The 17683-nt window shown below is 67.5% G+C and carries 19 protein-coding genes and 1 pseudogene; 9 read left to right on the top strand and 11 right to left on the bottom strand.

Going from position 1 to position 17683, the window contains the following annotated elements; translation table 11 throughout:
- Positions 1-370 (bottom strand): annotated as a pseudogene (locus tag Q0Q36_RS15190) (tRNA (adenosine(37)-N6)-threonylcarbamoyltransferase complex transferase subunit TsaD); the annotation flags it as partial.
- Positions 371-639: 269 nt separating this feature from the next.
- On the opposite strand from Q0Q36_RS15190, the gene Q0Q36_RS15195 reads away from it, so the two are divergent.
- The 4 genes from Q0Q36_RS15195 (at position 640) to rpoH (ending at position 6405) form a co-directional block, all read left to right on the top strand.
- The gene (locus tag Q0Q36_RS15195) at positions 640-2490 is read left to right on the top strand and encodes a uroporphyrinogen-III synthase (RefSeq protein WP_293799060.1); all 1851 of its coding nucleotides are present in this window, start codon (positions 640-642) and stop codon (positions 2488-2490) included.
- 18 nt (positions 2491-2508) lie between these two features.
- Positions 2509-4215, top strand: coding sequence for a heme biosynthesis HemY N-terminal domain-containing protein (locus Q0Q36_RS15200; RefSeq protein WP_293799061.1), 1707 nt, complete (start codon positions 2509-2511; stop codon positions 4213-4215).
- Positions 4216-4261: 46 nt separating this feature from the next.
- A complete protein-coding gene (locus tag Q0Q36_RS15205; protein ID WP_293799063.1) occupies positions 4262-5290 on the top strand; it encodes an RluA family pseudouridine synthase in 1029 nt (342 codons plus the stop codon).
- Positions 5291-5508: 218 nt separating this feature from the next.
- Complete coding sequence (rpoH, locus tag Q0Q36_RS15210) at positions 5509-6405, top strand: RNA polymerase sigma factor RpoH (RefSeq protein ID WP_257732662.1); 897 nt, start codon at positions 5509-5511, stop codon at positions 6403-6405.
- A 59-nt stretch (positions 6406-6464) separates the two neighbouring features.
- Here rpoH and Q0Q36_RS15215 read toward each other — a convergent pair whose 3' ends face one another.
- Positions 6465-7505 (bottom strand): DUF2125 domain-containing protein, encoded by a 1041-nt coding sequence (locus tag Q0Q36_RS15215; RefSeq protein ID WP_293799065.1) that lies wholly within the window; start codon positions 7503-7505, stop codon positions 6465-6467.
- 224 nt (positions 7506-7729) lie between these two features.
- Between Q0Q36_RS15215 and Q0Q36_RS15220 the strand changes: the two genes are divergently transcribed.
- Positions 7730-8293, top strand: coding sequence for a gamma-glutamylcyclotransferase (locus Q0Q36_RS15220; RefSeq protein ID WP_293799066.1), 564 nt, complete (start codon positions 7730-7732; stop codon positions 8291-8293).
- Between the two features lie 88 nt (positions 8294-8381).
- Here the strand turns inward: Q0Q36_RS15220 and Q0Q36_RS15225 are convergent, their stop codons facing one another.
- From Q0Q36_RS15225 to ftsE, 5 genes are all read right to left on the bottom strand, one after another.
- Positions 8382-8780 (bottom strand): hypothetical protein, encoded by a 399-nt coding sequence (locus tag Q0Q36_RS15225; RefSeq protein WP_265056294.1) that lies wholly within the window; start codon positions 8778-8780, stop codon positions 8382-8384.
- 106 nt (positions 8781-8886) lie between these two features.
- Complete coding sequence (locus Q0Q36_RS15230) at positions 8887-9648, bottom strand: 1-acyl-sn-glycerol-3-phosphate acyltransferase (RefSeq protein WP_293799067.1); 762 nt, start codon at positions 9646-9648, stop codon at positions 8887-8889.
- A 57-nt stretch (positions 9649-9705) separates the two neighbouring features.
- Positions 9706-10506, bottom strand: a complete 801-nt coding sequence (locus Q0Q36_RS15235) for a YdcF family protein (RefSeq protein ID WP_293799068.1) — start codon at positions 10504-10506, stop codon at positions 9706-9708.
- 112 nt (positions 10507-10618) lie between these two features.
- Entirely contained in the window at positions 10619-11581 is a 963-nt protein-coding gene (locus Q0Q36_RS15240) for an ABC transporter permease (RefSeq protein ID WP_293799070.1), read from the bottom strand.
- Complete coding sequence (gene ftsE / locus Q0Q36_RS15245) at positions 11568-12227, bottom strand: cell division ATP-binding protein FtsE (protein ID WP_257732655.1); 660 nt, start codon at positions 12225-12227, stop codon at positions 11568-11570. The genes Q0Q36_RS15240 and ftsE overlap by 14 nt, the downstream gene beginning before the upstream one ends.
- Before the next feature lie 247 nt (positions 12228-12474).
- Here ftsE and Q0Q36_RS15250 point away from each other — a divergent pair, with 247 nt between their 5' ends.
- From Q0Q36_RS15250 to Q0Q36_RS15260, 3 genes are all read left to right on the top strand, one after another.
- Positions 12475-13293 carry a DUF3426 domain-containing protein gene (locus Q0Q36_RS15250; protein WP_293799071.1) on the top strand — a complete coding sequence of 273 codons (819 nt, stop codon included), beginning with the start codon at positions 12475-12477 and terminating at the stop codon, positions 13291-13293.
- Positions 13294-13429: 136 nt separating this feature from the next.
- On the top strand, positions 13430-13987 hold the full coding sequence (gene hpt, locus Q0Q36_RS15255; protein ID WP_293799072.1) for a hypoxanthine phosphoribosyltransferase: 558 nt from the start codon (positions 13430-13432) through the stop codon (positions 13985-13987).
- Between the two features lie 9 nt (positions 13988-13996).
- Entirely contained in the window at positions 13997-14371 is a 375-nt protein-coding gene (locus Q0Q36_RS15260; RefSeq protein ID WP_293799073.1) for a response regulator, read from the top strand.
- Here Q0Q36_RS15260 and Q0Q36_RS15265 read toward each other — a convergent pair.
- The 3 genes from Q0Q36_RS15265 to Q0Q36_RS15275 form a co-directional block, all read right to left on the bottom strand.
- Positions 14368-14877, bottom strand: a complete 510-nt coding sequence (locus Q0Q36_RS15265) for a TspO/MBR family protein (RefSeq protein WP_293799074.1) — start codon at positions 14875-14877, stop codon at positions 14368-14370. The genes Q0Q36_RS15260 and Q0Q36_RS15265 overlap by 4 nt on opposite strands.
- A gap of 125 nt (positions 14878-15002) precedes the next feature.
- Positions 15003-15593: a glycoside hydrolase family 19 protein gene (locus tag Q0Q36_RS15270; RefSeq protein WP_293799076.1), complete on the bottom strand. Its 591-nt coding sequence runs from the start codon at positions 15591-15593 to the stop codon at positions 15003-15005.
- Between the two features lie 76 nt (positions 15594-15669).
- Positions 15670-16191 carry a cysteine dioxygenase family protein gene (locus tag Q0Q36_RS15275; RefSeq protein WP_293799077.1) on the bottom strand — a complete coding sequence of 174 codons (522 nt, stop codon included), beginning with the start codon at positions 16189-16191 and terminating at the stop codon, positions 15670-15672.
- A gap of 177 nt (positions 16192-16368) precedes the next feature.
- On the opposite strand from Q0Q36_RS15275, the gene Q0Q36_RS15280 reads away from it, so the two are divergent.
- Positions 16369-16842 carry an Lrp/AsnC family transcriptional regulator gene (locus Q0Q36_RS15280; protein WP_293799079.1) on the top strand — a complete coding sequence of 158 codons (474 nt, stop codon included), beginning with the start codon at positions 16369-16371 and terminating at the stop codon, positions 16840-16842.
- Between the two features lie 64 nt (positions 16843-16906).
- On the opposite strand, the gene Q0Q36_RS15285 is transcribed toward Q0Q36_RS15280, so the two are convergent.
- Positions 16907-17596 (bottom strand): OmpW family protein, encoded by a 690-nt coding sequence (locus Q0Q36_RS15285; RefSeq protein ID WP_293799080.1) that lies wholly within the window; start codon positions 17594-17596, stop codon positions 16907-16909.
- Positions 17597-17683 lie beyond the last annotated feature (87 nt).

Genomic DNA, 17683 nt, shown 5'->3' on the forward strand with positions numbered 1-17683 from the left:
GCGCGGTCAGCGCATGCGCCTCGAGATGGTTGATCGCGATGAAGGGCTTGCCGGTGGCGAGCGCGATCGCCTTGCCGGCGGTGAGGCCGACCATGACGCCGCCGACCAGGCCGGGACCGGCCGCCGCCGCGACCGCGTCGATATCGCCCGGCTTCAGATCCGCATTGGCGAAGGCGCGGGCGATGATCCGGTCGATCGCCTCGACATGGGCGCGGGCCGCGATCTCAGGCACCACGCCGCCATAGGCGGCATGTGCGGCGATCTGGCTCAGCACCTCGTTGGACAGAATCTTGCTCTCGCCGGAGCGCTCGACGGAGACGATCGCGGCAGCCGTTTCGTCGCAGGTCGTCTCTATCCCCAGTACACGCATGATCGGTCGACTTGTCTCGCGGAATGAGGGATCAGACTCTAGGAAGCGTCCGGCGGTTCCGTGCCGGCAATTCCTTCGTATAGTGCGCGAGGGGGCGCAAGGCCAAGAGGTGCGTCGCAAGAGGCGCCTCGACCGCCGTGATGGCAGGAACGGGAAAAGGAGACGGCATGCGCAGGATCATTGTTCCGCCTCAATGCAGCGTGATCGCGGAATGCTGCACGGTTCGCGGATCGTCCTGCGGTCGCCGCCGGTTTTGTCAGGAGCTGTGAATGCGCGTTTTCGTCTTTAGACCCCGCCCGGATGCCGAACGGACGGCACGCGCCATCGCCGAGCACGGTTTCGAGCCGGTGGTCGCACCGCTCTTCGAGGTGATCCGCCTGACGGATGCCGCGCCCGAAGGTGCGTTCGATGCGATCGTTCTGACCAGCGGCAACGGCGTGCCGGCGCTGGCGGATGGGCCGGCGACGTGGCACGACCTGCCGGTTTTCACCGTCGGCAGCCGCACGGCCGCCAAGGTGCGCGAGGCCGGGCTCGACGATACCCGCAGCGCCGATGGCGACCGCAACGACCTGATCGAGCTGATCAAGCGGGTGCTGCCGGCGCCGGCGAAGCTGCTGATGATCGTCGGGCGCGACCGCAAGGAGGATGTGCCGGGTCGCCTGCGCGAGGCCGGTTATGAGGTGACGCTCTGGACAGCCTATGCGGCCGAGCCGGTCTCTGCGTTGCCGGAGGATATGCAGGCAGCGCTGCGACATGGCGGCGGAGGGGCTGCGCTGCATTATTCGGCGCGTGGTGCCCGAACCTTCATTGCGCTGGCGCAGGCGGCTGGCGTTGCTGACGAGGCGCTCGAACTGACCCACGTCGCGCTCTCCGCCGATGTCGCCTCGCCCCTGATCTCGGCTGGCGCCAGCACGGTGCTGGTCGCCGAGCATCCGGAAGAGGCTGGAATGCTGGCAGCGCTGGAGCAGGTCTCGGCGCGCGAACGGCTCACTGATCCGGCCCGGCAGCAGCCGCGCGGGAGCCTGCAACGTACACCGCCGACAGTCGAGTTGAAGGCGGTGCCGGTGCCGGAAGCCGCCGAGGGGGCGGGCGCAGCGAAGCCCTCGCCGGAAGCGGCGGCGCCGACCGAAGCCTTGCCCAAAGAATTTTCGCCGCCGCCTGTCGAGCCGGCACGGCCACCTGTCGAGCGCGAAGCACCGGCCGGCACGCCCTGGCTTGCCGTTGCTGCGGCTGGACTCGTTGGGGGGGTGATCGGCGGCGCGCTCGTCAGTTACGCCCTGACCAGGTCCGCGCCGTCGGGAAGCACGGAAGCGATCGCCGAATTGCGCGGTCGGATCGAGACCTTGCAGGCTGGCGCAGCCGCGGCTGACCGCAAGGCGGCCGCTGCGACGGAGGTGGCCGCCAAGGCTGGCGCAGACTTGCAGGCGGTGACGGCGAAGCTGGCTTCGCTCGGTAACGCGCCAGCGGCAGATACAAGCGCTTTCACGGCCCAGGCCCAGCGCGCCGAGGCGGCAGCCGCAGCGGTCGGCCAGCGGCTCGACCAGATTGCCGGACGGCTCGGCAATGTCGAGACGCAGGCGAAGGCAGCATCGGGCGCCAGCCCGGAAGCGATGGCGGCGGCGCGGATCGTCCTTGCCGAGCGGGTGCAGCGCGCGCTTGCCGGCGGGCGGCCCTTTGCCGGCGATATCGCGGCGCTGACGAAAAGCGGCGTGGCGCAGGCCGATGTCGCCGCCCTGGCGGTGGTCTCGTCGGGCGGCGCACCGACACGCGAGGCGCTGCAAGCAGGCTTCCGCAAGCATGGCGCGATGTTCCAGCGCGAGGTGATGCCGGCCTCCGATAGCTGGAGCGACAAGCTGCTGGCTTTGACCAGCCGCGTCGTCACGGTCCGCCCGGTCGGTGACAGCGGCTCGACAGATCCCGCGACGCTGCCGCTCCGGCTGGAAAGCGCCATAGCCGCCGGGGACATGGTCAAGGCTGCGGCCCTGTGGGGCCAGTTGCCTGAGCCGGCCCGCCGTGCCAGTGCGGAATTCGGCGCCGATCTGCAGAAGCGTGCCGCTGCGGATGCGGCGATCGCCAAAATCGCGCAGGATGCGGTTGCGGCGCTCGGCGTGGCCGGCTGACGGAGGGTTGAGGGGTCCATGGTTCGCGTTCTCGTCTACCTCGCCGTCTTCGCCTGCCTTGCCTTCGGCGCCGTCTGGCTCGCCGACCGGCCGGGCGAGGTTTCCGTGCTCTGGCAGGGCTACCGGATCGAAACCAGCGTCGCGCTGGCGGCGATCGGCGTCGTCGCGCTCGCCTTTCTCGTCCTGCTGGTCTGGGCGATCTTCCGCTTCGTCTTCGGTTTGCCCTCGGCTTTCAGCCTGTCCTCGCGGGCGCGGCGCCGGGCGCGCGGCTTCGAGGCCGTCTCACGCGGCATGGTCGCGATCGGCGCAGGCGATCCCATCGCCGCCGGTCGCTATACCGGCGAGGCGCGCCGCTTCGTTCCGAACGAGCCGCTGACCCTGCTGCTGGAGGCGCAGACCGCACAATTGAGCGGCGACCGGGCACAGGCCGAGGCTGCCTTCAAGGCGATGCTGGAGAAATCCGAGACGCGCGTGCTCGGCCTCCGTGGCCTCTTTGTCGAGGCCAAGCGGCGCGGCGACGTCACTGCCGCGCGCGCCTTTGCCGATGATGCGGTGCGCCGCTCGCCCTCGCTCGCCTGGGCCAATGACGCCTTGCTCGATTTCCATACCCAGGCCGGTGACTGGCAGGCGGCCCGCACTGCGGTCGAGCGGCGCGCCGCGCTCAGGCTGGCCGACAAGGCCGAGGCGCGTCGCCAGCGCGCCGTGCTGTTGGCGGCCGAAGCCTTGCAAGCGCGCGACCACGAACCCGAGAAGGCGCTCGCCGCTGCGCTCGAGGCGGTGAAGCTCGCGCCGGCCCTGACGCCGGCGGCCGCTCTGGCCGGCCGGATGCTCGCCGAGCGCGGCGATGTCCGCAAGGCGTCGAAGCTGCTGGAAGCCGCCTGGAAGGACGCGCCCCATCCCGACATCGCCGCCGCCTATCTCGATGCACGGCCGGGCGACAGCGCGCTCGACCGTCTCGCCCGGGCAGTCATGCTCACGAAACTGCGTCCTTCCGACCCGGAAAGCGTGCTGGCGTTGGCAGGAGCAGCGATCCAGGCGCGCGAGTTCCAGAAGGCGCGCGAGACCCTGAAGCCGCTGCTGGCGGGCGGTGCCTCGGTGCGTGCCTGCCTGCTGATGGCCGAACTGGAGGATGCCGAGCACGGCGCCGCCGGCCGCGTGCGCGAATGGCTGGCGCGGGCGACGCGGGCGCCGCGCGATGCGGCCTGGGTGGCGGACGGGCTGGTCTCCGACCACTGGATGCCGGTCTCGCCGATCACCGGGCGGCTCGACGCCTTCGTCTGGACCGTGCCGCCGGCGACACTGGGGAGCCGGGCGCAGGCCGTCGATGACGTGCTGGCGGATCTCGACGATTCGACCAGGCTGATCGAGGTCAAGGCCGAGAACGTCACGACGATCGAGCCTGCGGCCGTTGCGCCGCCACCTCCTCCGCCTCCGCCGCCTGCGCCCGCGCCGAAGGAAGAGCCCAAGCCGGAGCCGGTTGCCGCGGCGCCGGTTTCCAAGGAGGAGCCGAAGCCGGTCGTCGAGCCGAAGCCGGTCGAGCCGGTGGCAAGTTCCGAGACCAAGCCCGTCGAAGCTAAATCCGCCGAGGTCAAGCCAGCGGCTGCGCGCGAGGCAGCGCCGCCGAAGCCGGTGATCTTCCCGGTCTCGCATGCGCCTGACGACCCCGGCCCGGAGGAAGAACCGCCACCGGAGCCGAAGAAGAGCGGTTTCAGGCTGTTTGGCTGAGCGGAAAAGGCGTGCGGCCGGCGGCCATGCGCCTTATAGCGGCGCGATGACATCCGTTTCCGATCCGAATGCCGCCGTCACGCTGACGGTCGGCCCCGAGCAGGCCGGCCAGCGTCTGGACAAGGCGCTCGCGCTGCTTGCCGGCGAGATTTCGCGTGCGCGCCTGCAGCAAGTCATCAAGGAGGGCGGCGTCAGCCTCAACGGCACCCTCTTCAGCGATGGCAGCCGCAAGGTCGTCGAGGGCGACACCATTGCGCTCGTCATGCCGGCGGCGAAGCCGGCCGATCCGGTCGGGCAGGATATTCCGCTCGATGTCGTCTACGAGGACGAGCACCTGATCGTCATCGACAAGCCGGCGGGGCTCGTCGTCCATCCGGCCGGCGGCCATGAGGATGGCACGCTGGTCAATGCGCTGATCGCCCATTGCGGCGAGAGCCTCTCCGGCATCGGCGGCGTCCGGCGGCCTGGCATCGTCCACCGGCTCGATAAGGATACCAGCGGTCTGCTCGTCGTCGCCAAGAACGACCGGGCGCATCAGAAGCTCGCCAAGCAGTTCGCCGATCATGGCCGCACCGGGCCGCTCCAGCGCGCGTATCTCGCCATCGCCTGGGGCGTGCCGCGCCTGCGGGAGGGCACGATCGACGCGCCGATCGAGCGCTCGGCCCGCAACCGCGAGAAGATGACCGTGGTGAAGGAAGGGCGCGGGCGCGAGGCGATCACACATATCGAATTGCTCGAACGCTATCCGCCGCTGTTGAAAGGCCTGAACGAGACCGAACCGCTGGCGAGCCTGATCGAGTGCCGTCTGGAAACCGGGCGCACGCACCAGATTCGCGTGCATATGAGCCATATCGGCCATCCCCTGCTGGGCGACCAGCTCTACGGCTCAGGCTTCGCCACCAAGGCCGTGCGCCTGCCCGCGGATGCGCAAGCCGCTCTGGCTGCGCTCGGCCGGCAGGCGCTGCATGCGGCGATCCTCGGCTTCGAGCATCCGGCGACCGGCGAGGAGATGCTGTTCGAATCCGAGCCGCCCGAGGATTTTGCGAATCTGCAAGCAGCACTCGCGCGGCTGTAAGCGAACCCGGCGGTTTTGCCACCTTTCCGCCAGAGTGAGTTCGCATATACTGGGGTTGTTCGGATGCGGATGGCCAAGGGGGCGCCGCAAGCGAACGTTCCAACCGAACCGATGACGGTTTCCTGCGTTGGATCGTTTTGCCGGATCCGAAGCCTGCGCGAAGGTTGATCGCGCGGAGGGCCTGCCGCGAAGCGGGGGCCTCGATGAGGAGAACGAGCATGGCGAGTGCTTCGCTGCCCGTCCTGTCCGCCGAAGGCGGGCTGTCACGTTATCTCGATGAAATCCGCAAGTTCCCGATGCTGGAACCGAGCGAGGAATACATGCTGGCCAAGCGCTGGCGGGAGCATGGCGACCGCGATGCGGCGCACAAGCTCGTCACCTCGCATCTACGCCTCGTCGCCAAGATCGCCATGGGCTATCGCGGCTACGGCTTGCCGATCGGCGAAGTCGTCTCGGAAGGCAATGTCGGCCTGATGCAGGCGGTCAAGCGTTTCGAGCCCGAGAAGGGTTTCCGCCTCGCCACCTACGCGATGTGGTGGATCAAGGCCTCGATCCAGGAATACATCCTGCGCTCGTGGTCGCTGGTGAAGATGGGCACCACGGCCAATCAGAAGAAGCTGTTCTTCAATCTGCGCAAGGCCAAGAGCAAGATCTCGGCGCTTGGCGAGGGCGACCTGCGTCCCGACCAGGTGCAGCAAATCGCGACCAAGCTCGGCGTCAACGAGCAGGACGTGGTCGACATGAATCGCCGCCTCGGGGGTGACGCTTCGCTCAACACGCCGCTGCGCGAGGATGGCGAAGGGGAGTGGCAGGACTGGCTGGTCGACGATTCGGAGAGCCAGGAACGCCGCCTCGCCGATTCCGAAGAGGCGGATAACCGCCACTCGGCCTTGCGTGAGGCGCTGGAGGTGCTGAACCCGCGCGAACGGCGTATCTTCGAGGCGCGCCGCCTGGCCGAGGATCCGATCACCCTGGAGCAGCTCTCAGAGGAGTTCGGCGTGTCGCGCGAACGCGTCCGGCAGATCGAGGTCCGTGCCTTCGAGAAGGTGCAGGAAGCCGTGAAGAAGGCGATCACCCGTATCGAGGCGCCGCGCGCGGCGCTGCCGGCGGCCTGAGCGCAGTCGGATTTCAATGAAGTTCAAGGGGCGCCGCGAGGCGCCCCTTTTTCTTGGCCTCAATAGAGCGGCGGCAGCGGCTGGAGGGGCATGCGGAAGGGGCCGATGAAGACCCGGCCTTCGCGCAGCGAAACCGGAGGCAGCGTCGTCAGGCCGGGAGCCGTTCCGGCATTGCCGCCACGCCCGCCCAACAAGCCGCCGAGGCCGCCAAGCAGATTGCCGACGCGCAGGCCGCCGATCTGCTCGATGCCGGCGGCTGCCAACTGAAGATCGCCGGAGACGCGGTGCAGCGGGTCTAGGATCAACTGCCCGCTGCCGTCGACACGGGCCTTGCCCTTGGTCGAGACGAGGCGGGTCAGCTCGAAGGTGCCGTTGGCCGTGCGCCAGCTTTCGAGGGCGTCTGGGTTGAAGCCCTTGCGGAAGCTCTCGGCTTGGGTGAGCGTCGCCTGCAGGTCGATTTCACCGGCCTCGGTATTACCGAGCAGCGCGTCGATCGGTGGCAGGATGGTGCCCTTGGCGGCGACCGCGATATCCACCGCTTGATCCGCCGCAGGGCGCGTCGGGTTGCGGCGCAGATGCGCTTCGAGCGTGGCGGCGCCCCAGGTCTCGGTCGTCAGGCCGGGCGTGGTCAGCACGCCGCGCGGCTCGCTGGCGACGAGCGCGAAACGCTCCGGGTTGCGCCAGGCAAAGCTGGCGTCGAGATTCTTCCAGGTCAGGTCGAGCACGCGGCCTTCGGGCAGGGTGACTTTCGCCGGGCTCGATGCCTCCAGGATGACGAGGCCGGGCGAATAGATCTGGCCGACCACGACCGCGGGACCGGTCTCGACGCGCACGGCATCGCCCCAGCGGGTGGACGTCAGGCTCAGCGCATTGCAGCGCAATTCGATGCGGAAGGGAAAGCCGCCGATGCTGCGATCGGTACAGGTCCAGGTGCGGCCACGTTCGACCTCGCGGGCCAGGGCGGTGTCGATCTCGGTCGCGATGCGGCCGCGTGCGTAGAACCAGAAGGCGGACCAGGCGGCAGCGAGGAGGACCAGCAGCATGAAGGGCCCGTAGAGCCAGAAGCGGCTGCGGCGGCGCGTCGGAAGGGGATCGGTCATGCGGCAGGCATTCCTTGCGCGAAGGCGGGCGGATCGCTAGATCGCCCGGACTGCTTTCGCGGGCGGTCTATCGCGTTGTCGTGGCACCGGATTTGCTCGAAAAGCGGATCACGCTCTTCGGCTCGATGGTTTAGCTCGCCGGACGGGAAGGCGCCAGAGCAAGCGACCCGACCGAACCGACAGGCCCAGCAAGCAGGCCGGCGCGGCTAAATTATGGGACGAGGATGACGACCGCATTCGGCTCAACCGATCTCTGGGTCTTCGGCTATGGCTCGCTGATCTGGCGGCCGGGCTTCGCCTTCGAGGAGAGCGTGCAGGCGCGCCTGCACGGCTATCACCGTTCGCTCTGCGTGTTCTCGCATGTGCATCGCGGCACGCCGGAGCGGCCGGGGCTGGTGCTGGGGCTCGATCGCGGTGGGGTCTGCCGCGGGCTCGCCTTCCGCGTCGCGGCCTCGAAGGCGCAGGAGACGGTGGACTATCTGCGAGCGCGCGAGCAGGCGACGGCGGTCTATCTCGAGCGCCATGTCGCGCTGAAGCTGGAGGATGGCCGGCAGGTGCGCGGCATCGTCTATGTCGCCGACCGCAAGCACCTGCAATATGCCGGCAAGCTGCCGCCGGAACAGCTTCTCAAGCTCGTGCGAGAGGGCAGGGGCCAGTCCGGGGAGAACCCGGATTATGTGCTGCAGACGCACGAGCACCTGCGCAAGATGGGAATCTTCGATCCCGTGCTGGCCGAGCTGGCGCAACAACTGGCGCCGGGGCTCGGTGCGCCGCATCCGCCCCTCTAGCATCGATCCGATGCCAGAGGGGTTTGATCTTGCATCGGCTTGCCTGAAAGCCGCATTCCACTTTTCGGGCCGATGCTTGGCGGGCTGATCAGCCTTCCGGGTTCGCCTCCGGCATCAGGTCGAGCAGGGCGGCGCGGCGGCTCATCCCGTCCTCGGCGAGCAGATGGACGTGGATTTCGCAGGCGCCGGCGGCCATCACCGCGCGCTGCCAGCGGCCGAGTGCGGCCTCGATGCCGAAGGGGCCGGAATCACGGGCGGCGATGACGCGCCGGTCGGCTGAGATGGCGAGCAAGACCGCATCGGTGAAGCTCAGGGCATGCGTGTCGTCGACCGAGAAGACCGAGGCGACATAGCGCCGGCCCGAGCGGCCGCGCCATGCTGTGAAGCGGCGTTCGCTGAGCGCGGTCGCGCTGCGCAAGGGCATTTCACGGGCGGCCGGCGCCTCATCGAAGAGATCGGGGGTGTAGCGATAGGCGAGAGCGGCCATGTCCGTTCCTCCTGGGATAGGAACAAAATGGGAACAACATGGGGATAAGTCAAGCGCTGGCGATCGCGAGACCGCGCCTCGGTTCGATGCCTGCTGTCAGGGGATGTCAGGAGTTGGCGAGCGGATCCATGCCGCGCGCGGCGAGCTCGGCGCGGCCCTGCGCCAACAAGCGGTCGCTCGCGGCCTCGACGCGCTCCTGCAGAAGGTTCTGGAACGCGACCTTGTCGAGCCCCGGCTCGATCGGCGGCAGGATCTCGATGCGGACCGTGCCGGGGCGGCGCAGGAACTTGCGGCGCGGCCAATAGAGGCCAGTGTTCAGGGCAACCGGAACGCAGGGTACGCCGAGCTCGGCATAGAGATGGGCGGCGCCGAACTTGTAGGCCGGCGGGGCGCCGGGCGGACGCCGGGTGCCTTCCGGGAAAATCAGGAGCTGGCGGCCGTTCTGGCCGAGTTCGACCTTGGCGCGGCGCGTGACGTCGGAAAGGGCGCGGGCGCGGGCGCCACGATTGACCGGGATCATCCGCAGCTTCTTCAGGGCCCAGCCGAAGACCGGAATCCAGGTCAGCTCGCGCTTCAGGATGAAGACAGGATTCCGAAAGATCGTGATCAGCGCGAAGGTTTCCAGGAAGGACTGGTGCTTGGCGCCGACCATCAGGCCGCCCTGCGGGATGTTCTCCAGGCCCGTGATCTCGCAGCGCATGCCGGCGACGACGCGCATCAGCCAGAGCGCCGAGCGCGCCCAGCCGATCGCGACGGCCAGCAGCATTCGCTGTGGCAGGAGCATCGCGGGCAGGACGCCGAAAATCAGCCAGAGGATGAGATTGGCATAGAACAGGACATTGAAGACGAGGGAGCGCAGAACGAGCATGCAGCGCAATGAGCCCGAGACACCGCTTCGGTCAAGCGCAGCGTTGCCGTTTCGGCATCAACCTTCGTGGCGATGCTGGCCCAGCAGGCGCGTGCGCTTCTCGGCGGCGGGGCCGAGCATGTCGGCCGGCTTCGGCGAGACCGGCTTGCGGCCGCCGATGATGACCGAGAGGCGCGAGGTTTCGGGATCGGTCTCCAGGAGGCTGCGCACGCGTGCGACGAGGTATTTCGCATATTCGGGCGCCAGCACCTTCACGACCGACCAGCGGTTCCACCAGCCGGAGGTGTCGACATGATCGGTGACGACCGGATGGGCGACGAGCTCGACGCCCGGCATCGCATGCCCGAATTCGGCGAGCGTGCGTGGCATGTGATAGTTCGAGGTCACCACGAGCAGCGAGCGGAAGCCGTGTCGGCGCACCCAGCGCCTGGTCTCGATCGCGTTGCCGATGGTGTTGCGGGCGCGGTAGTCGAGGTCGACGCAGCAGGTGAGAAGGTCCCGTGAAGCCGGGTTCAGCTTGGCGAGTTCCTCGCGGCCTGTCTTCTCGTTGACGCCGCTGATCAGCAGCCGCTGGCCACGCTCGGCGCCGAGCAGGCCGATGGCATCGCCGACACGCTGGGCGCCGCCGGTCACGACCACGATCGCGTCGGTGCGCGGCGTATCCGTCCGTTCGCGCCCGTCGATCATCGCGGCGAAACGCACATAGCCGATGCCGAAAAGCAGCACGCCAAGGCCGGCAATGGCCACCGCTGCCAGCCCGAGAATGCGGCGCAGCGAAGTCGCCCGGGCGGGCTTGCCGTCCCGGGGCGCGGAATCGGAAGGGGCCATCGCAAGATGGTCGTTCGTGCTGCCGATCATGGCCATGACGCCGCCGTCGTAGCCTGCCAATCGGGCATAACGGCGGCACGCTGGCGTCCGGCCTTGCCGCAGGCGTTAAAGCTTGGTTGACGGCGCGCGCCTGTCGGGATGCTCACGCCAGCATCCTCAGGTGATGGCGCACCGTGAAGCGTGAGACCAGGCCGGCGATTGCGGCCACGACCAGCGCGACGAGGATGACGGCGCCATAGCCCGTCCAGCCGATCTCGAAGGCGCCGAACAGGGCCTGCAACTGCTCCGCCTCGGGCGTCGCGCTCCAGCGCGAGGCGAGGAAGCCGAGGATGCCGATCGTGGCAATCGCAGCGACGCCGCCGAACAGGCCGCCGCGGAGGCCGAGCCGGATGAAGCGGCTCTGGAATTCGCGCGCGATGAAATCGTCGTCGGCCCCGACGAAATGCAGGACCTCGACGCTGTCGCGGCTGCCGGCCATGGCGCCGCGGGTGGCGAAGGCGACGGCCAGCGCCGCCGCCGTCAGTACGAGCAGGACGATGGCGAAGCCCGAGGCGATGATGGTGCCGGCCATGGCGGAGAGGCGGCGGACCCAGAGCCGGTGGTCGTCGAGCGTCGCGGTCGGCACTTCGCGGCGCAGCGTCGCGCCGAAGCCGGCAAGGTCGGGGCCGGCATCCGACTTGAGCTTGAGCACGATCAGACGCGGCACCGGCAGCTCGACGAGGTCGAGCCCCGTGCCGAGCCAGGGTTCGAGCAGCTTGTCCGATTCGGCCTTGGGCACGGCGCGGACGCTCTCGACCTCCTTCAATCCGCTCGCCAGCATGACGGCACGCGCCACGTCGTCGTCGATCTTGCGATGCGAATCGGGGCGGACCTGGATGGTCATCTCGTTCGAGATCGCACCGCGCCATTGATCGGAAGCGCGCGCGGCGAGGACGGCGGCGCCCGCGCTGAGCGAGGCGAGAAAGGTCAGGATCGCGATCACAGCCATCAGCGCCCGGCCGGCGACATTGTCGACGGGGACGAGCGGCTGGTCCCGCCGCAGATTGGCGGGCAGGCCGCGCTCCTTCCTAGCCGGTTCCCGGTCGCTGGCCTCAGGCGTCGACATGCAGGTGTCCGTCGGCGAGCACGAGACGCGGGGCGTCGTAGATGTCCATCAGGTTGAGGTCGTGGGTCGCGATGACGACGGCGGTTCCCAGCGATTGCAATTCCATGAACAGGCGCAGCAAGCGCCGGCCAAGACCGGGATCGACATTGCCGGTCGGCTCGTCGGCGAGCAGGAGTTCGGGCCGGCTGATCAGGGCGCGGGCGATGGCCGCGCGCTGTTTCTCGCCGCCGGAGAGGACGGGCGGCACGGCGTGCATGCGCTCGCCGAGGCCGACCCAGCGCAGCAGCTCGACTACCTCCGCGCGATAGCTCGCCTCCTCCTTGCCGAGGACACGCAGTGGCAGCGCGACGTTCTCGTAGACGGTAAGGTGGTCGAGCAGGCGGAAGTCCTGGAAGACGACGCCCATGCGGCGGCGGAAGGCGGTGAGCGTGTCGGGATCGAGCCGCGAGACGTCCTGGCCGAACAGGTTGACCAGCCCGCGCGTCGGCTTCAGCGCCATCAGGATCAGGCGCATCAGCGTCGTCTTGCCGGCCCCGGAGGGACCGGTCAGATACTGGAACGAGCGCGGCTCGATGCTGAAGTTGATGTCCTTCAGTACCTCCGGACCCATGCCGTATCGCAGGCCGACATTCTCGAACCGAACCAAGCGGTCTTCCTCGTTGAACCGAATCCGTGTCCGATCCTACACCGCAAGCAGAGGCGCGCGGAAAGATCGTGATGCGGCCAGTCTGCCCCGAAGATTCTTCACGGTGCGTTAACCATAAATCGCGCCAATGGAACCACGCGCGACGGTTGCCATCCTGCGGCGCCTTGCCGCCGGGCAAGGCGCGGACGCATCGTCGGCTGCGCCGATTCGCTCACGGCCATCGGTTTGAAGGAGTTGGCTCGCACCCATGCTGATCGTCTGCCCATCCTGCGCGAGCCAATATGAACTCGACGCGGCCAAACTGGGGCCGGAAGGGCGCAAGGTGCGATGCGCCAACTGCAAGACGTCCTGGCATGTCGAGCCCGCCGTGCTTCCGGAGCCGCCCAGCGAGGCGGAGACCCAGGCGTTGCTCGCTGAGGAGCTCGCGCGCGCCGCATCGATCGATGCCGAGATTACCGCGATTGCCGCCGAAGGGGCGCAGCAGGACGCGACCGGGGAGACACCTGCCGTTGAGGCGCTGCCTGTCGTGGAGGCGCCACCTGCCGCCGGGCCGAAGCGCCGTGGCAAGGCTTCCGGCAAGGCGCGCAAGCAGCAAGGCGCCTCTCTGCGCCACGGAGGGGCCGGATTGCCGGCCGCCGCCGCGCTTGCGGGACTTGTCCTGCTCGGCGTCGTCGCCTGGCAGCGCGAGGCGACGGTGCGCGCGGCTCCGCAGCTCGCGGGGCTGTTCGAGAAGCTCGGCATGCCCGTCAATATCCGGGGCTTGAGCCTGAGCGCGGTCGAGAGCGGGGTCGTCGATGACGGGCAGAACCGTTTCCTGGTCGTCGAGGGCGACGTCACCAATGTCGCCAAGAGCAAGACGGCGGTGCCGCTGATCGAGGTTGCGATCAAGGATGCAGGCGGCGCGACGCTCTACACCTGGACGACCGAGCCGCCGCGCGCGAGCCTGGAACCGGCGGAACTCGTCCGCTTCCGGGCGCGCCTGGCCTCCCCGCCCGAGCAGGGACAATCGGTCAGGGTACGCTTCACTTCGGCTCAGACCACGGCCAATCTCGCCAGCAAGCACTGAGGCTGCTAGGACAGGGCCTGTCGACCGGGCCGGACCTGCAGCCGGACGGTTTTAACGGATCATCGCCTGTATCGGCCTTTGGCGCATCTGAAACGCGCAGGGGCTGGTTGCGGCCGAGTATCGAAACGGAGTCATCATGCCGGAACGGCGCATCAGGGTTCTCTACGACGAAGCGGCGATTGCGCGGCGCAACGAGGAGATGGCCGAGGCCATCGCGGCCAGTAATCCGAAGGACCTGCTCGTCGTCGCGGTCCTGAAGGGCTCCTTCATGTTCGCCGCCGACCTGATCCGGGCGATGCACCGTGTTGGTCTCTCGCCACAGGTCGAGTTCATCCATCTGTCGAGCTATCTCTCGGGAACCGTGTCCTCGGGCCAGGTCGAGATCCTGCGCGACGTCCAGAGCGAGGTGCGCGGCCGCGACGTACTCCTGGTCGACGACATCCTCGAATCCGGCCGGACGCTGGCCTTCGCCAAGGATCTGCTGGCGGCGCGGGGCGCCGGGAAGGTCTCCACCGCCGTGCTGCTGGAGAAGCCTCACAAGCGTGCGGTCAACATCCAGGCGGACTATGTCGGCTTCGAATGCCCCGACTATTTCGTGGTCGGCTACGGCATGGATGTGGCCCATTCCTATCGGCAACTGCCCTATGTCGGGGTGGTCGAGACAGATGATCAGGCCGGGCTACCCGGCATCTGAGGAGCATCCATGTCGCGTATTCTGGTCGTCGATGACGAGGAGCCGCTGCGCCTGCTGGTCGCGCGCGGCCTCGCTCTTGACGGACATAGCTGCCTTATGGCCTCCGACGGGGCCGAGGCGCTCGATATCCTCGAAGCCGAGCGGGGCCGCTTCGACCTGCTGCTGACCGATATCCGCATGCCCCTGATGGATGGGATCGCGCTGGCGCTCGCCGCCAAGCAGCAGTTCCCGGACCTGACGATCATGCTGATGACCGGATATGCCGAGCAGCGCGAGCGCGCTAAGAGTCTGGAATCGATCGTCGCAGAGGTGATGGCCAAGCCCTTCACCATCGCAGACCTGCGCGCGACCGTGATGAGGGTGATCGAGCGCTCGATTGGCTAGCGGTTCAGCCACCAGATCGAGGCGTTGAGCAGCGTCGCGAAGGCGACCCAGGCGAGATAAGGCCAGAGCAGGTTCGAGGCCAGCCAGTCGAGCGGCCTGAAGGCCGCGATCGTCGCGACGATCAGCACGATCAGCGGCAGGATGACCGCGAGGCCGGCCACGGGGCTGTTGGCGCCGAAGAAGGCGAAGGACCAGCCGATATTGAAGAGAAGCTGCAGGTGGTAGACCAGCAGCGCGCGGCGACGGCCGGGCGTGCCGACCGGCAGGCGCAGGATGCGGAAAGCGCCGAGCGCCATGAGCGCGAAGAGCGTGGTCCAGACCGGCGCGAAAATCCAGTTCGGCGGGTTGAAGGGCGGTTTGACGAGCCCCGCATACCAAGCCGGAATTTGTGGGACGGTGACGGCGCTGCCGGCGACCGATGCAGCCACGACTGGCAGGATCGCGATGGCCAAAGCTGCCCAGAGCGGTGGGCGGTGAACGGTCGAGGTCTGGGGCAGTGACGTCATGATTCGATGATGGGGAGTGCCGCGAGGCCTAGCAAGACGCTGCGCCTGCCTGCGCTATGCGCCTTCTTCCCGCGGGCATTCCCGTCCTTCATGGAACGTTTTTCGATCGCGCCGTTCGACGTGCACTACAGCCAGATCTGCTTCGCCTTTGCCAGATAGCGCGCCCGCTCGGCCAGCCCGTTGCGGCCGCCATTGATCAGCCTGGTCACACGCTCGACCTCGTCGGCATCGGCAGCGGCGTTGATGGTGCGCTCGCTCCAGTAAGCGAAGGCGACCCGCAGCGAGGTCGCCGGTTCCTTGGCGCGCTCGGGTTCGGCCTCGATGTCGATGCCGAGCAATTGGCCGAAGCGGCGGTAATTCGTCCGGCCGGTCAGTTGGAAGATGCCGCGGCCGTGGTAACGGAGGCCGTCGCCAGCCTGCGTGTTGCCGAGATCGCGCCGGCCTTCGTAGCGGATGAAATAGGTCGGGCCGCCATATTCCTCGAGCGTGCGGAAACCGTCGGTCTCATGGGCGGCCTGCGCGAGGAAATGGCAGATGCGCAAGCGCGTCGTGATTGCGTGCTCGCCGGCCAGCGCATCGAAGCGCTCGGCAATACCGGCGACGATCACAGGATTTGCCGAGGGTGCGAGGCGCAGCAGGCGTTCGCGAGTGACTGCCAGAGCCGGCTCGGCGGACGGGCCAAGACCGATCCAGGTTCCGATGGCGCGCATCGACATGAAAATGCCCTCCCGAGAAGGAGGGCATCATGACCGCAGTGACGAGGCCGGGGATAAGATGCCCGGCTGAATGAACTCAGCCGCTGACGGCGGTGTATTCGGTCTCGATCGAGGAGGCGTGGACCTCGTGATCGAAGCCGTAGATATGGATCGAGATCGCTTCACCCGGCCCGAAATTGCGCATCCGGTGGATATTCGGACCCGAGGGCAGCATGCAGGCGACATAGCCGGGCTTGCGCTCCAGTTCCTCGGTCTGCACGGCGCGATTGGCGTCGATGGCGCGATACCAGGTCTCGGTCACCGTACCGGAGACGACGCCGAAGCAGCAGGAACAGTGGTGGTCGTGGATCGAGGTCGCCGAGCCCTCGCCCCAGACGATCGCCCAGACGCTGACGGCCTCGTTGCCCGCGAGCAGGTTGCGGCTATAGCAGCCGGCCTTGCGCTCCAGCGGCAGACGCTGGATCAGGTCGGGCATGGCGACGAGCTCCCGCAGCACCTCGCGGGCGGCGCTCAGGTAGTCGCGCGTCAGCGTGCCCGCATCGGTCCGCAGATTGCGCAACACGGCCCCGCGCCGCTCTTCGCTCAGAAAACCCTGCATGCCATTCCCCTCTGGATCACTGGAGAAATGATATGCGCCGAACGCGGGCAGCGGTTTGCAGAGTTGGAGAATTTTCATCCCCAATTGGAATCAATTGCTCGATATGGGATGATATGTGGAAATTATTCTCTGCTTCCTTCTTATGGAAGGTAGTTGATTCTGGATTGTCGAGGTGTCATGGCCAAGCTCGATGCTTTCGACCTGCGTATCCTGGCGCGGTTGCAGGAGGATGCGAGCCTGCCGCTCGCCGAACTCGCCGAGGCTGTGGGCCTGTCGTCCTCGCCTTGCTGGCGGCGGGTGCAGAAGCTGGAGGAGGGCGGCTATATCAAGCGCCGCGTGGCGCTGCTCGACCGCGACAAGCTCAAGGCCGGCGTCACCGTCTTCATCGCGGTCAAGACGGCGCGCCATTCGATGGAATGGCTGGAGCGCTTCCATCAGGCGGTGCACGATCTGCCCGAGATCGTCGATTTCTACCGGATGAGCGGCGAGATCGACTATCTGCTCAAGGCCTATGTCGCCGACATCGCGGCCTATGACGCGCTCTACAAGAAGCTGATCTCGCGCATCGATCTCAGCGATGTGACCTCGATGTTCGCGATGGAAGAACTGAAATCGACCTCGGCGATCCCGCTGGGGTTCGCCGAGGGTTGACATGCAATCTCATGAAAAGGGAGCGGCAGGCCGCTCCCTTTTGGGTTTCCAGCGGGTCTGATCGTCAGAAGCGGTAGGTCACGCCTGCGCCGATCAACCAGGGGTCGATCTTGACCTTGCCGCTGATGAGGCCGTTGTTCACCTTCACCTTCGGTTCCAGGAACAGCTTCTTGACGTCGAAATTGAAGCCCCAGTGCTGGTCGATCATGTAATCGAAGCCGGCCTGGAGAGCGAAGCCGAAAGAGTCCTTCAGGTCGAAAGCGGTGAAGCCGCCCTTGGCCTTCTCGTTGAAGAAGACCGTGTAGTTCACGCCCGCGCCGATATAGGGCTTGAAGGCGCCCAGATCGGTGAAGTGGTACTGCAGCATCAGGGTCGGCGGCAGCAGCCAGGCCGAGCCGATGCGCGCGCCGGCCAGGCTGCCCGCGCCCTTCACGTTATGCGGGGTGACGCCGAGGATGAGCTCGGCTGCGATGTTCTTCGTGAAGAAATAGGTGATGTCGAGCTCGGGCACGACCGAGTTGGAGATGTCGACCTTGCCGCCGACGATGGGCGCGCCGCCGATGTTCAGGCTGGCCTTTTCCTGCGGGACGACGAACAGCGCGCGGCCGCGGATCATCCACGGGCTCCACTGCGTCAGGACGGGCGCGATCGGGGCCAGTTTGGCGGAGGGCAGGTCGGCGGCCTGTGCGCCGGTGAGAGCGGTGGCACCGAGCAGCGCGGCGGCGAGGGAAAGGCGGATCGAGCGAAACGTCATAGCAACAGCCCCTGGAGTGGAGAGCCGTGCTGCCGATCGGCGCCAGCGGCTCATATCTCCATCAGCGCCTGTTTCGCGTAACGCGAA

This window comes from uncultured Allobosea sp., assembly GCF_945957345.1.
In the GTDB taxonomy this organism is placed as follows: domain Bacteria; phylum Pseudomonadota; class Alphaproteobacteria; order Rhizobiales; family Beijerinckiaceae; genus Allobosea.